Origin of the sequence: Pseudescherichia sp. (assembly GCF_031979925.1) — a bacterium.
In the GTDB taxonomy this organism is placed as follows: domain Bacteria; phylum Pseudomonadota; class Gammaproteobacteria; order Enterobacterales; family Enterobacteriaceae; genus Pseudescherichia.
In genome coordinates this window covers 112,596-126,475 of the sequence record NZ_DALZFB010000010.1, presented here as the reverse complement: position 1 = coordinate 126,475, position 13,880 = coordinate 112,596, and the positions used below count along the sequence as shown (strand labels likewise).

General features: G+C 59.7%; 14 protein-coding genes. 9 read left to right on the top strand and 5 right to left on the bottom strand.

All coding sequences use genetic code 11. The features are described from left to right. Positions 1-122: 122 nt before the first annotated feature. Positions 123-1,562: a multidrug resistance outer membrane protein MdtQ gene (gene mdtQ, locus RTM13_RS16335; protein ID WP_312213284.1), complete on the top strand. Its 1,440-nt coding sequence runs from the start codon at positions 123-125 to the stop codon at positions 1,560-1,562. Between the two features lie 59 nt (positions 1,563-1,621). Here the strand turns inward: mdtQ and yohP are convergent, their stop codons facing one another. Beyond that, positions 1,622-1,705: a small membrane protein YohP gene (gene yohP / locus RTM13_RS16330; RefSeq protein WP_000698460.1), complete on the bottom strand. Its 84-nt coding sequence runs from the start codon at positions 1,703-1,705 to the stop codon at positions 1,622-1,624. A 179-nt stretch (positions 1,706-1,884) separates the two neighbouring features. On the opposite strand from yohP, the gene RTM13_RS16325 reads away from it, so the two are divergent. Beyond that, positions 1,885-2,655 (top strand): SDR family oxidoreductase, encoded by a 771-nt coding sequence (locus RTM13_RS16325; protein WP_312213281.1) that lies wholly within the window; start codon positions 1,885-1,887, stop codon positions 2,653-2,655. A 16-nt stretch (positions 2,656-2,671) separates the two neighbouring features. On the opposite strand, the gene RTM13_RS16320 is transcribed toward RTM13_RS16325, so the two are convergent. Beyond that, a complete protein-coding gene (locus tag RTM13_RS16320; protein ID WP_312213279.1) occupies positions 2,672-3,250 on the bottom strand; it encodes a DedA family protein in 579 nt (192 codons plus the stop codon). Between the two features lie 152 nt (positions 3,251-3,402). Between RTM13_RS16320 and RTM13_RS16315 the strand changes: the two genes are divergently transcribed. Together RTM13_RS16315 and pbpG are read left to right on the top strand one after the other, a co-directional pair. Then, positions 3,403-3,990 (top strand): Yip1 family protein, encoded by a 588-nt coding sequence (locus RTM13_RS16315; protein ID WP_312213277.1) that lies wholly within the window; start codon positions 3,403-3,405, stop codon positions 3,988-3,990. A gap of 154 nt (positions 3,991-4,144) precedes the next feature. Then, entirely contained in the window at positions 4,145-5,092 is a 948-nt protein-coding gene (pbpG, locus tag RTM13_RS16310; RefSeq protein ID WP_312213275.1) for a D-alanyl-D-alanine endopeptidase, read from the top strand. A 10-nt stretch (positions 5,093-5,102) separates the two neighbouring features. On the opposite strand, the gene RTM13_RS16305 is transcribed toward pbpG, so the two are convergent. Continuing rightward, a complete protein-coding gene (locus RTM13_RS16305; protein WP_312213273.1) occupies positions 5,103-5,657 on the bottom strand; it encodes an N-acetyltransferase family protein in 555 nt (184 codons plus the stop codon). 14 nt (positions 5,658-5,671) lie between these two features. Beyond that, entirely contained in the window at positions 5,672-7,402 is a 1,731-nt protein-coding gene (gene dld, locus RTM13_RS16300) for a D-lactate dehydrogenase (RefSeq protein ID WP_312213271.1), read from the bottom strand. Positions 7,403-7,587: 185 nt separating this feature from the next. On the opposite strand from dld, the gene bglX reads away from it, so the two are divergent. The 5 genes from bglX to RTM13_RS16275 all read left to right on the top strand — a co-directional run bounded on the left by bglX (position 7,588) and on the right by RTM13_RS16275 (position 13,736). Further along, positions 7,588-9,885: a beta-glucosidase BglX gene (gene bglX, locus RTM13_RS16295; RefSeq protein WP_312213269.1), complete on the top strand. Its 2,298-nt coding sequence runs from the start codon at positions 7,588-7,590 to the stop codon at positions 9,883-9,885. Positions 9,886-9,983: 98 nt separating this feature from the next. Beyond that, positions 9,984-10,901 (top strand): ABC transporter substrate-binding protein, encoded by a 918-nt coding sequence (locus RTM13_RS16290; RefSeq protein WP_312213267.1) that lies wholly within the window; start codon positions 9,984-9,986, stop codon positions 10,899-10,901. 21 nt (positions 10,902-10,922) lie between these two features. Next, entirely contained in the window at positions 10,923-12,077 is a 1,155-nt protein-coding gene (locus RTM13_RS16285) for an ABC transporter permease (RefSeq protein WP_312213265.1), read from the top strand. Beyond that, complete coding sequence (locus tag RTM13_RS16280) at positions 12,074-13,021, top strand: ABC transporter ATP-binding protein (RefSeq protein ID WP_312213263.1); 948 nt, start codon at positions 12,074-12,076, stop codon at positions 13,019-13,021. The genes RTM13_RS16285 and RTM13_RS16280 overlap by 4 nt, the downstream gene beginning before the upstream one ends. Then, on the top strand, positions 13,005-13,736 hold the full coding sequence (locus tag RTM13_RS16275; protein ID WP_312213261.1) for an ABC transporter permease: 732 nt from the start codon (positions 13,005-13,007) through the stop codon (positions 13,734-13,736). Before RTM13_RS16280 ends, RTM13_RS16275 begins: the two co-directional genes overlap by 17 nt. Here RTM13_RS16275 and RTM13_RS16270 read toward each other — a convergent pair. Continuing rightward, positions 13,717-13,824: a protein YohO gene (locus RTM13_RS16270; RefSeq protein ID WP_312213259.1), complete on the bottom strand. Its 108-nt coding sequence runs from the start codon at positions 13,822-13,824 to the stop codon at positions 13,717-13,719. The genes RTM13_RS16275 and RTM13_RS16270 overlap by 20 nt on opposite strands. Positions 13,825-13,880: the final 56 nt, after the last annotated feature.

Below are 13,880 nucleotides of genomic sequence, written 5' to 3'. Positions count from 1 at the left end.
GATAAGGTGAATATTTTTCCAGCTGTGTCTTTTTATGACCAGCTGTGTTTTGCCACGCTTACCTAAAAAACCGGGTAAAAGTGTGTGTACTCTGCAACGCCCTGGTTTGACAGAGCGTGTCTATGAGTCGTCCTTTTATCATCGCCGCTGCGGCGTGCTTCCCGCTGGTATTGATCCTCAGCGGGTGCGCGCCCATGCATGACAGCGTCGTTCCCCTGAAAGAGCAAGCCCCGGCAGCGGTGGCTACCAATAGTTTACCTCCGGCGCTGGCCGCGGGCTGGCCACAGAGCCAGTGGTGGCAGGCGTATCACGATCCGCAACTCAATGCCCTGATTGAGCGCGCCCTGGCCCACGCCCCGGATATGCAGGTCGCGGAGCAGCGTATTCACCTTGCCGAAGCGCAGGCCCAGCGCGTCGCCGCCAACGATGGCCCGGAGGTCGATTTTTCCGCCGACGTCGAGCGGCAGCGCATGTCCGCCGAGGGGTTGATGGGGCCGTTTGCCATAACCGATCCCGCTGCTGGCACCACCGGACCCTGGTATACCAACGGCACCTTCGGCTTAACTGCCGGCTGGGATCTGGATCTGTGGGGTAAAAACCGCGATGAGGTTGCCGCCCGCATTGGCGACGTTCGCGCTCACGAAGCCGAGCGTCAGCAGACGCGACAGCTGCTGGCGACCAGCGTGACACGCCTCTACTGGCAGTGGCAGACCGAGGCCGCCATCAGTCGGGTGCTGGACGAGATCGAACGTGACCAGCAGACGATTGTTGCCGCTGACCGCCAGCTCCATCAGGCGGGCATTACTTCTTCCGTGGCAGATGCTGAAAACAGCATCGACAAGGAGAAAACCCGCCAGCAGCAGAGCGAGGCCCGGGGTAAAATGCGGGTGATTGAAGCTCGTCTGATAGCATTGACGAACAGCAGCACGGCCACGCTGCATCTGGAGCCGGTCGGGCTGCCGAAAGTTGAGGGCAGGATGCCGCCGCAACTGGGCTACGAGCTGCTGGCCCGTCGCCCGGATCTGCAGGCGGCGCACTGGTACATCGAGTCCTCCCTCAGCAGCGTGGAGGCGGCGAAAGCCGCTTTCTACCCGGATCTTAACCTGATGGCGTTTCTTCAGCAGGATGCCCTGCATCTGAGCGATCTCTTCCGCCACTCTGCCCAGCAGATGGGCGTCACCGGCGGGCTGACGCTGCCGATTTTCGACAGCGGGCGGCTGAATGCCAGCCTGAACATCGCCGAAGAGGAGCATAACCTCTCCGTTGCCAGCTACAACAAGGCGGTGGTAGACGCGGTCAACGAGGTAGAGAAAGCGGCAGTGCAAGTTGAGACTCTGGTGGACGAGAATCAGCGCCAGCAGCAGATTGAGCAGGATGCCGGACGCATTGTGGCGTTAGCCGAAGCGCGCTTTAAGGTGGGGATTATTCCCGGCATGCGGGTCAGTCAGAGCCGCCTGCCGCTGCTGCAGGAGCAGATTAACGGTATTGCTCTGCACGGTCAGTGGCTGGACGCCACCCTGCAGCTCACCTCCGCGCTGGGCGGGGGGTATCATCAGGTTTAATCGGTGGAATGGATAACTAAACTGTGCCCCCTTACGGGGGCCATGTTCACCCGAACACCTTAGAAAATCATCTTAAACACGCCGGTTACCACCAACAGCCCAATCAGAAAAATAATCAAAATAGCCCAAAGTAAAATTTTCATCGTCCTGTCCTTTTGTTGTGACGTCTAGCTGATACCTCTGAAAGCATAGGCAATTATCTGCCGTTTTGCCTGGTCGAAGGAGAAAATGGCCTGCATCCTTGCGATAGCCGGGAACTCTCTATACTTACTGTTCAGCTTTTTCGCGTTCTCCCCTTATCACTTCTTTTATGGAGGTTCTTATGGGCACGACCAACAAGGTTGCCATCGTTACGGCATCGGATTCAGGTATCGGCAAGCAGTGCGCGCTGGTGCTGGCTAAGCAGGGGTATGACATTGGGATCACCTGGCACTCGGACGACAAAGGAGCGAAAGCAACTGCTGAAGCCGTCGCCTCCTTTGGCCGCCGCGCCGAAACGGTACAACTCGATCTCAGCAACCTGCCCGACGGCGCGCAGGCCATTCAAACGCTGATCGACAAATTTGGACGTATCGACGTACTGGTTAATAACGCCGGGGCGATGAGCAAAGCCCCGTTTCTGGAGATGGAGTTCAAAGACTGGCGCACCGTCTTTACCGTAGACGTTGACGGCGCATTCCTGTGCGCGCAGATTGCCGCCAGAAAAATGGTGGAGCAGGGCGAGGGTGGACGCATTATCAATATCACCTCCGTGCATGAGCACACTCCGCTACCGGATGCCAGCGCCTACACCGCCGCCAAGCACGCCCTCGGCGGCCTGACCAAGTCGATAGCGATGGAGCTGGTGCAGCACAAGATCCTGGTTAACTCGGTAGCGCCCGGGGCGATCGCCACCCCGATGAATGACATGAAGGATGAGGATGTCGAGGAAGGCTCAATGCCAAACATTCCTCTGGCCCGACCGGGCAGAACCCAGGAGATAGCCAGCCTGGTGGGCTGGCTCAGCTCTGAGGATGCCAGCTACACCACCGGCCAGTCGTTTATCGTTGACGGCGGCTTTATGCTGGCCAACCCGCAGTTTAAGCCTCAGTAAGCGCAGGCGGGAGGGGTTACTCTCCCGTCTCCCTGTTTTTTGCCAGCCAGCGTTTAATCACTGCCCGCAGCACAAAGGCGAGGACGATCGCCAGGATCAGCCATATCCAGTGCTTCAGGTGCTGATCGATAGCGTGTAGCCACGGGCCTACCACCTCACCGCCCACGTAGCCCAGGGTAGTAAAGATCAGTGCCCAGACGATAGCACCCACAATATTGAGCGGAAGAAAGACCCTCGGCGGCAGGCCGCTGGAGCCAATCAGCAGCGGGCCGATGATGCGAAAGCCATACATAAAGCGGGTACCGATCACGAATAGCCAGGGACGTTTGTTGATCAACCGCTGAGCGCGATCGATCTTATCCTGATGGCGCGAGAAGTGGCGCAGTACGCGGTCTCCCAGACGGCGGCCAAGCAGGTAGAGCAGCTGATCGCCAATCATTCCTCCCAGCGCCACTGCCGCGACCACCAGCCAGAAGCGCAGCAGGCCCTGATGCGCCGCCACGCCGCCGAGCAGGGTGATGGTTTCACCTTCCGCCATGCTGCCAACCACCAGCGCAGCGTAGCCGTAGTGCGCAATCAGGCTGTTGATATCCATGCGTATTATCCTCATCCAGAGACAAAAGGTGGTATAAGCATAGCTCCTGTGAATAGACAGACGGCAGCAGGCCCGGCCCATTAGCCCAAAAAATAACCAGAAGTGCATTATACTGAAGACGTAATCATCTGGGCTGACAGCAAGGGGGCGTTATGAACCATGTCTGGGGACTTCTGTCCCATCCCGATCGTGAAATGAAGGTGATAAGAGGCGAAAACGAGACGGTTTCGCACCACTATACCCACCACGTTCTGCTGATGGCGGCGATTCCGGTTGTCTCCGCATTCATCGGTACTACCCAGCTTGGCTGGCACTTTGGCGAAGGTGTCTTCTCGAGGCTGTCACTCTCCACCGCGCTGTTACTCGGCATCCTCTTCTATGGCCTGATGCTGGCTGGCGTGGCGGTGATGGGGCGGGTTATCTACTGGATGGCGCGTAACATTCCGCAGCGGCCATCGCTTGCCCGCTGCATGGTCTTTGCTGGCTACGTTGCGACGCCGCTCTTCCTGAGCGGTCTGGTGGCGCTCTATCCGCTGGTCTGGCTCTGCGCGCTGGTAGGCACGGTAGCGCTGTTCTATACCGGCTATCTGCTCTATGTCGGCATCCCAACCTTCCTGAACATTAATCAGGAGGAGGGGCTGAGCTTCTCGAGTTCAACGCTGGCTATTGGCGTGCTGGTGTTGGAAGTGCTACTGGCCCTGACCGTGATACTCTGGGGCTACGGCTACCGTCTGTTCTGAACCTGCTGCGATCTGCGCGTAACGTTCAGCAAACAATCTTCTCTGGCGACAACGCATGATGGCAGCTATCATGCGTTGGCCAGCTTTTGCCATTTTTTGCCTGCAAAAGCGGTGTGCGTCATCACGCGCGTGAATAATCACCAGAAGTCTCACCATGCTGAAATTTCGAGTTTCCCTGTTAAGCCTTGCCCTGCTGCTGGCCGTACCCGTTGCCCCCCAGGCGCTGGCAAAAACCGCTCCTGCTACCGCCGCGGCGCAGCCTGAGATCGCCTCCGGCAGCGCGATGATTGTCGATCTGCAAACTAATAAAGTTATCTACGCCAGCCATCCGGATCTGGTGCGGCCGATTGCCTCTATCACCAAGCTGATGACGGCGATGGTCGTATTGGACGCCCGCCTGCCGCTGGATGAGCGCCTGAAGGTCGATATTAGCCAGACGCCGGAGATGCGTGGCATCTATTCCCGTGTACGTCTGAACAGTGAGATCAGCCGTAAGAATATGCTGCTGCTGGCGCTGATGTCTTCAGAGAACCGCGCAGCCGCCAGCTTAGCCCATCACTATCCGGGCGGCTACGATGCGTTTATTCGGGCGATGAATGCGAAAGCAAAATCTCTGGGCATGGTGAACACCCACTTTGTAGAGCCGACCGGGCTGTCGATCCATAACGTCTCAACCGCGCGCGATTTGACGAAGCTGCTGATTGCCAGCAAGCAGTATCCGCTTATCGGCCAGCTCAGCACCACGCGTGAAGAGATGGCGACCTTCGCCCACCCGGCCTATACCCTGCCGTTTCGTAATACCAACCACCTGGTCTATCGCGACAACTGGAATATTCAGCTGACCAAAACCGGCTTCACCAATGCGGCCGGACACTGTCTGGTGATGCGTACGGTAATCAACAATAAACCGGTGGCGCTGGTGGTGATGGACGCCTTTGGTAAATATACCCATTTCGCCGATGCCAGCCGCCTGCGGACATGGATTGAAACCGGCAAAGTCCAGCCTGTTCCCGCCTCGGCGCTGAGCTATAAACGCCAGAAGGCAGCCCAGATGGCGATCAACGCCACCGGCAGCGCGGCGCAAACCGCGCAGAATGATTAATCGTTAGAAGCTACTCCGGCAGCGTCCAGTCTCCATCGTTGAGCGGGCGCTGCATAATGAGCGTATCCCGCCAGTCGCCCTTCTTGTAGCCAACGCTGCGTAGCTGTCCCACCACTTCAAAGCCGTGGCTCTTATGCAGGCGCAGAGAGCCTTCGTTTTGATGTCCATCGCCAACCACTGCCACCATCTGCCGCCACGGGCCCTCTTCACAGCGGGCGATCAGGGCCTGCATCAGCGCACTGCCGATCCGCCGTCCGGTCATGGTGGACTCAATATAGATAGAGCATTCAAGGGTATAGCGGTAGGCTTGGCGCGGGCGGTAGTGTCCGGCGTAGCAGTAGCCTACGATGATGCCGCGATAGAGCGCCACCAGCCACGGCAGCCCCTCGCCGGTAATGTTCGCTATGCGCTGGCGCATTTCGTCGATGGTAGGAGGCACCTCCTCAAAGGAGGCGCGGCCATGCAGCACGTGCCAGGCGTAGATCGCTGAGATAGCGTGTACGTCGTCCGGCAAGGCATCGCGGACTTCAACATCGGTAATGGCTAAAACATCAACAGCAGACATCGCTCTGCACTCCTTTACAAATGGGGCAGGTCTGCACCTTCGCCCCAGTATTTCTGCTTACTGGTTTTGCCAATGCCGGGATTCATGCTGTTAGTGGGATCGAGCTCGCGATAGTTGCGCTTCAGGCTCTCCGCCGCCTCATACAGATGCCCGACGTTATGTTCAGCCGGATACTGCGCGCCGCGCTCCTGCAGCAGCGCCAGCATCTGCGCTTTTAGCTCATGGACATCCACGCCTTTTTTGACAATGTAGTCCTGATGGAAAACGTGACAGAAAAAGTGGCCATAGTAAAGCTTATGCGTCAGTTTGCTGGCGATCGCCTCCGGCAGCGTCTCAAACCACTCGGTATCATTGCGCCGCAGGGCGATATCGAGGGCCAGAATCTCCTCTACCTCATCGGCATGCACGGCCTGGTAGCGAATAGCCGCCCCCGCCGCGGCGAAGCGGTGCAGAAAGGCTTTGTTGCCCTCCTCGGTGGTGCAGGCGAAGAAGCCGCCCTCGGCCTCGGTGAAGTAATCTTTCAGCCAGCTCTGGGCTTCGGCGATGCCATCCCCAGCCATCTTCAGCAGCAGGTGGTGCTCATACTTATTGCGCCAGCTTTTCATTCGCGGCGGTAGATGCCCAGGGAAAACGCTGCCTACACGCTGCATCAGGCGATCGGTAAAGTGGGGCTTAAACAGCGACACTTTCTCCAGCATGGCATCGGTGCGCCCTTTCAGGGTAAAGAGCAGCGGCATCTTGTCGGTACCGAGCTTGTCGATCATCAGGAAGGTGTCTTTGCCATAGCGCTCGGCAATATCGTAGATATCCCGATGCATATACTCCGCCGCCACCGGCAGGTTATCAAAGTTGGCCAGCATATGGCGGCGGATCTCCGTCAGCACCTCTGGCTGGTTAGTGCCGATATAGAACACCTGCTGGCGCTTGGCGGCGGGAAAGGTATCCAGACGCACGGCGAAAACCGCCAGCTTGCCTGCGCATCCGGAGGACTCAAACAGGCGATCCGGATCGGCGTTATAGCGCGCGGGGGTATCGGCCTCAATATCGCGTACCCGCTGCACGTAGTCGCTGTCATGGGCATGGCGGCCGTCGTGGCGCACCTCGGCGTCGGTCACGCGGCGGTCATCAAGCTTGCTGAGGATCTGCTCCGGCGTCTCGCCCAGGTCGATGCCTAAGTGATTCACCAGCCGCAGCTGCCCCTGCTCGTCAATACGGGCAAAGAGCGACATCTCGGTATAGGCCGGGCCGCGCTGCACCAGCGAGCCGCCGGAGTTATTGCACACCCCGCCAATCACCGACGCCCCGATGCACGAGGAGCCGATCACCGAGTGCGGCTCCCGGCCCAGCGGCTTCAGCGCCTTCTCCAGCGCGTAAAGCGTGGTGCCAGGGTAGGCCAGCACCTGCTTGCCCTCATCGATCAGCTGAAGCTGGTCAAGGCGCAGGGTGCTGATAATCACGATATCGCGATCGTAGTCGTTGCCGCTCGGCGTCGAACCTTCGGTAAGTCCGGTATTCGCCGCCTGCATTAAGATGATCTTATCGTTACGCACGCAGAGGTTGAGCACGTGCCAGAGCTGCAGCAGCGTTTCGGGGAACACCACCGCCAGCGCCTTGCCTTCGCCGGAGCGAAAGCCTTTACGGTAGCGGGCGGTTTTAGCCGGATCGGTAAGCAGCTGCGCATGGCCTACCAGCCGGGCAAGTTCGCTGAGGAAGAGATTGTTATTTTGTAGGGGCACAGCAGACATTTTCCACTCCTTGTGGCAGGGCCAGAATCATCTGATAAAGCATAGCGCGGGAAAATCTATCCCGACGGACTAATTGCCAGAAAAATAAGAGAATAACCCTGCAAGGCACGCTACGATTATGACACACTGCGTTTTTTCGCACGGTTAGGCCGCTGGTCGGCTGATAACACAAGAGAGTGAACGACATGAAATGGCTATGTTCAGTAGGTGTCGCCGTAGGGCTGGCGCTGCAACCCGCGCTGGCAGAGGATACGTCCGGTAACCATCCCCTGACGCCGGAGGCCCGGGATGCCTACGTCACGGATTTGCTCAAAAAAATGACGGTCGACGAAAAAATTGGCCAGCTACGCCTGATAAGCGTCGGCCCGGATAACCCGAAAGAGGCGATCCGCGACATGATCAAGGCCAGCCAGGTGGGGGCAATTTTCAACACCGTCACCCGACAGGATATCCGTGCGATGCAGGACCAGGCGATGCAGCTCAGCCGCCTGAAGATCCCTCTCTTCTTTGCCTTCGACGTGGTGCACGGTCAGCGTACCGTTTTCCCTATCAGCCTGGGCCTGGCCTCCTCTTTCAACCTCGATGCGGTAAAAACCGTGGGTCGCGTTTCTGCCTGGGAAGCGGCAGACGATGGCCTGAACATGACCTGGGCTCCGATGGTGGACGTGACGCGCGATCCGCGCTGGGGCCGTGGCTCTGAGGGCTTCGGGGAGGATACCTACCTCACCGCGGTGATGGGCAAAACCATGGTCGAAGCGATGCAGGGCAAAAGCCCAGCGGATCGCTACTCGGTCATGACCAGCGTGAAACACTTCGCCGCCTACGGTGCCGTAGAGGGCGGGAAAGAGTACAACACCGTCGACATGAGCCCGCAGCGCCTGTTCAACGACTATATGCCACCCTACAAAGCGGCCCTCGACGCCGGCAGCGGCGGGGTGATGATCGCCCTTAACTCCCTCAACGGTACCCCGGCCTCCTCTGACGCCTGGCTGCTGAAGGATCTCCTGCGCGGTGACTGGAAATTTAAAGGCATCACCATCTCCGATCACGGGGCGATTAAAGAGCTGATTAAGCACGGCACGGCAGCCGATCCGGAAGATGCGGTGCGCGTGGCAATCAAGTCCGGCGTCGACATGAGCATGGCTGATGAGTATTACAGCAAGTATCTGCCAGGGCTGATCAAGAGCGGCAAGGTGACGATGGCCGAGCTGGATGACGCCACCCGCCACGTGCTGAACGTCAAATATGATATGGGGCTGTTCAACGATCCCTATAGCCACCTTGGCCCGAAAGAGAGCGATCCACAGGACACCAACGCCGAGAGCCGTCTGCATCGCAAAGAGGCCCGGGAGGTCGCGCGTGAAAGCATGGTGCTGCTGAAGAACCGCCTGGAGACGCTGCCGCTGAAAAAATCGGCCACCGTTGCCGTGGTTGGGCCGCTGGCTGACAGCAAGCGTGACGTGATGGGGAGCTGGTCCGCCGCCGGAGTGAGTGACCAGTCCGTGACCGTTCTCACCGGGATCAAAAACGCCGTCGGCAGCGAAGGGAAAGTGATCTTCGCTAAAGGGGCTAACGTCACCAATGACAAAGATATCGTGGAGTTCCTCAATCAGTACGAGCCGGCAATCCAGGTTGACGAACGCACGCCGCAGGCGATGATTGACGAAGCGGTTAAGGCCGCGAATCAGTCTGACGTGGTGGTCGCAGTGGTTGGGGAGTCCCAGGGCATGGCACACGAAGCCTCCAGCCGCACCGATATCACCATTCCCCAGAGCCAGCAGGATCTGATCACCGCCCTGAAAGCCACCGGCAAGCCGCTGGTGCTGGTGCTGATGAATGGTCGTCCGCTGGCAATGGTGAAGCAGGATCAGCAGGCGGATGCCATTCTGGAAACCTGGTTCGCCGGTACCGAGGGCGGCAACGCCGTGGCCGACGTGCTCTTTGGCGACTATAACCCGTCCGGCAAGCTGCCGATCTCCTTCCCGCGCTCGGTAGGGCAGATCCCGGTCTACTACAGCCATCTGAACACCGGTCGTCCCTATAACGCCGAGCACCCGAACAAGTACACTTCGCGTTACTTTGACGAGGCCAATGGGCCGCTCTATCCTTTTGGCTACGGTTTGAGCTACACCACCTTTAGCGTCTCGGACGTTAAGCTCTCTGCACCTACCCTGTCGCGTGATGGCTCGGTCACCGCCAGCGTTGACGTGACCAACACCGGCAAGCGGGAAGGGGCCACGGTGATGCAGATGTACATTCAGGATGTTACCGCCTCCCAGAGCCGTCCGGTGAAGGAGCTGAAGGGCTTCGATAAGGTCACCCTCAAGCCGGGCGAGACCCAGACCGTCAGCTTCCCGATTGATATTAACGCGCTGAAGTTCTGGAATCAGAAGATGAAATACGATGCCGAGCCAGGCAAGTTTAACGTCTTTATCGGCACCGACTCCGCCCGGGTGAAACAGGCGCAGTTCGAATTGCAATAATCAGAATAGCAATAACCAAAAGGGTCAGTTTACTGGCCCTTGTTTTTATGAGAAGAGTAATAGCGACCCGCAATTTCAACAAGAATGAGGAAAGTGCAATGGCAATGATTAAAGGAAGTCTGGGCTCACTGGTACTGATGGCTGCCGTGAGCCTGCCTGCGCTGGCGGCTGAGCCGGTCAAGGTCGGCTCGAAGATTGATACGGAAGGGGCGCTGCTCGGGAATATTATTTTGCAGGTGCTGGAGAGCCACGGGGTAAAAACCGTCAATAAGGTTCAGCTGGGGACGACGCCGGTGGTGCGCGGAGCGATTACCTCCGGCGAGCTGGATATCTACCCGGAATATACCGGCAACGGCGCGTTCTTCTTTAAGGACGAGAACGATGCGGCGTGGAAAAACGCCCAGCAGGGTTACGAGAAGGTCAAAAAGCTCGACTTTGAGCAGAACAAACTGGTCTGGCTGACCCCGGCTCCGGCGAACAACACCTGGACCATCGCCGTACGTAAAGACCTGGCGGAGAAGAACAAGCTCACCTCGCTGGCCGACCTCAGCGGCTATCTGAAGAAGGGCGGGGACTTTAAGCTGGCCGCATCGGCAGAATTTATCGAGCGTGCTGATGCCCTCCCGGCATTTGAGAAAGCCTACGACTTTAAGCTGGATCAGAAGCAGCTTCTCTCCCTTGCCGGGGGCGATACGGCGGTGACGATTAAAGCAGCGGCTCAGCAAACCTCCGGCGTTAACGCAGCGATGGCTTACGGTACCGATGGCCCCGTTGCAGCTCTTGGCCTGCAAACCCTGAGCGATCCGAAAGGCGTGCAGCCGATCTACGCCCCGACGCCGGTGGTGCGCGAGGCGGTGCTGAAGGCGTATCCGCAGATGGATGAATGGCTGAAACCGGTATTTGCCAGCCTGGATGAAAAAACGCTCCAGCAGCTCAATGCCAGCATCGCCGTTGAGGGCCTGGATGCCAAAAAGGTTGCCGCCGACTACCTGAAACAGAAAGGGCTGGTGAAGTAACCCGCCTGACAGGACCGGAACGTGTCTATACGCTGTCATAACCGCGTTGTACTGCTGCTGGTGGCCCTTGCCCTAGCGGCAGCCCTGCTGCCCTTTGTCAACTATGCGCCAAACCGGCTGGTGTCCGGCGAGAGCCGGGCGCTGTGGCAGATCTGGCCGCACTCGCCCGCGCTGTGGCTTCCCGTACCGCTGCTCTTTCTCGCCCTCTGCTTTCTGCCCCGTCGCTGGCCGCTGGTGGCGACGCTGGCGCTGGCGGAGCTGATCTTCATTGCGCTGGTGTGGGGGGCGGGCAAAGCGGCCACCGATCTGGCCCTGGCGGGCAGCACGCTGGCGCGCACCTCTATCGGCAGCGGCCTCTGGCTGTGGATGGCGCTGGCGCTGCTCGCCGGTAGCGATGCTATCCGCCGCCTTACCGCCCATCCCCTCTGGCGCTGGCTGTTGCAGGCTCAGATCTGGCTAGTGCCGCTGCTGCTCCTGCACTTCGGGGCGCTGAGTAACCTCTCCCTGCTGAAAGAGTATGCCAACCGCCAGGATGTGTTTAACGACGCCCTGGCCCAGCATCTGATTTTGCTGTTTGGCACGCTGCTCCCGGCGCTGCTGCTGGGCGGCGCGTTGGGGCTGTGGTGCTACCGCCATCCGGCACGCCAGGCGCCGGTGTTTACCGTGCTCAACGTGATCCAGACCGTGCCCTCCGTGGCGCTGTTTGGTCTGCTGATTGCCCCTCTGGCCGGGCTGGTTGAGCACTTTTCCGCGCTCGGCCGCATCGGGATAGCCGGAACCGGCCTGACGCCGGCGCTGATCGCCCTAGTGCTCTATGCTCTGCTGCCGCTGGTGCGTGGGGTGGTGGCGGGCCTGAACCAGGTTCCCCGTGAGGTGCTGGAGAGCGCCGCCGGGATGGGGATGAGCGCCCGCCAGCGCTTCTTCCAGGTGCGCCTGCCGCTGGCCCTGCCTGTGCTGCTGCGCAGCCTGCGGGTGGTGACGGTGCAGACGGTGGGCATGGCGGTGATCGCCGCCCTGATTGGGGCAGGCGGCTTTGGGGCGCTGGTCTTCCAGGGGCTGCTCAGCAGCGCGCTGGATCTGGTGCTGCTGGGGGTGATCCCAACCATCGCGCTGGCGGTGGTAGTCGACGCGCTTTTTGGCTTATGGATCGCACTGCTGAAGGTAAAACAGCCATGATCGAATTCACGCAGGTTAGCAAAACGTTCAACGGGCAGAGCGCGGTCAGCGATCTCAATCTGCACTTCAAAACCGGGGCTTTTTCGGTGCTGATCGGCACCTCCGGCTCGGGGAAATCAACCACGTTAAAGATGATCAACCGCCTGGTGGAGCACGACGCGGGCACTATCCGCTTTGCCGGAGAGGAGATCCGCAGCCTGCCGCTGCTGGCGTTGCGGCGGCGCATGGGATATGCCATTCAGTCCATTGGCCTCTTCCCCCACTGGACGGTAGCGCAGAATATCGCCACCGTGCCGCAGCTGCTGAAGTGGTCCCGGACGAAAATCGATGCCCGCATTGATGAGCTGATGGCCCTGCTGGGTCTGGATCCGCAGCTGCGCGGGCGCTATCCGCACCAGCTCTCGGGCGGTCAACAGCAGCGCGTCGGCGTGGCGCGGGCGCTGGCGGCCGATCCGGAGGTGCTGCTGATGGATGAGCCTTTCGGTGCGCTGGATCCGGTGACCCGCGGCGCGCTCCAGCAGGAGATGAAGCGCATCCACCGTCTGCTGGGGCGCACCATCGTGCTGGTGACCCACGATATCGACGAGGCGTTGCAGCTGGCGGATAACCTGGTGCTAATGGATGGGGGCAGAGTGGTGCAGCAGGGGACGCCGCTGGAGATGCTCACCCGGCCCGCGAATGAGTTTGTTCGCACCTTCTTTGGCCGCAGCGAGCTGGGGGTGCGTCTGCTCTCCCTGCGTAGCGTGGGCGACTACGTCCGTCCCGGTGAACAGGTCGCCGGAGAGCCGCTCGATGCCGCCATGACCCTGCGCGACGCGCTCTCGGCGTTTGTTGCCCGGCGCTGCGAGGTGCTGCCGGTAGCCAACGCCGAGGGGGCATCCTGCGGCGCAATCCACTTCCAGGATCTGCTTCGTGCGGAGGCCAGCCGTGAAAGTCATTCGTGATCCGCTCCTGTGGCTTATCGCGCTGTTTATCGCCCTGCTGCTGGCGCTGCCCTACAGCGGCGGCCTGTTTAGCGCGCTCTTTCCGGAGCTATCACGGCCGCTCTATCAGCAGGAGAGCTTTATCTCCCTGACGCTGGCCCACTTCTGGCTGGTAGGCGTCTCCAGCGCAATAGCCGTGGTGCTGGGCGTTGGAGCGGGCGTTGCGGTGACCCGTCCGGCCGGGCTGGAGTTTCGCTCGATGGTAGAGACCATTGCCGCCGTGGGGCAGACCTTTCCTCCGGTGGCGGTGCTGGCGATCGCCGTGCCGGTCATGGGCTTCGGCAAAGAGCCTGCGATCATTGCGCTGACCCTCTATGGCGTGCTGCCGGTATTGCAGGGGACGCTGGCAGGCATCGCTGCGCTTCCCGGTGGGGTCGTTAGTGTGGCGGAGGGGATGGGGCTGAGCGGATGGCAGCGTCTGATTAAGGTTGAGCTGCCGCTGGCCGCGCCGGTGATTTTGGCCGGCGTACGTACGTCGGTCATCATTAACATTGGCACGGCGGCGATTGCTTCAACGGTAGGGGCAAATACGCTGGGAACGCCGATTATCATCGGCCTGAGCGGGTTTAATACCGCCTACGTTCTACAGGGGGCGCTGCTGGTGGCGCTGGCGGCGATTATTGTCGATCGCTGCTTTGAACGGCTGGCGCGCCGTCTTAGCCAGCATGCAAAATAACGGTGTAGCCCGCCAGCATTACGCCGCCGATACCGCCCACGGCCATCAGGAAGAAAAGGGTAATAATGGAAATTTTGGCTGCGTTCATGGTGTACTCCTTATTCAAGCGGATAAGTATAACGTGAAGCGCAGCTGTTAATAAAA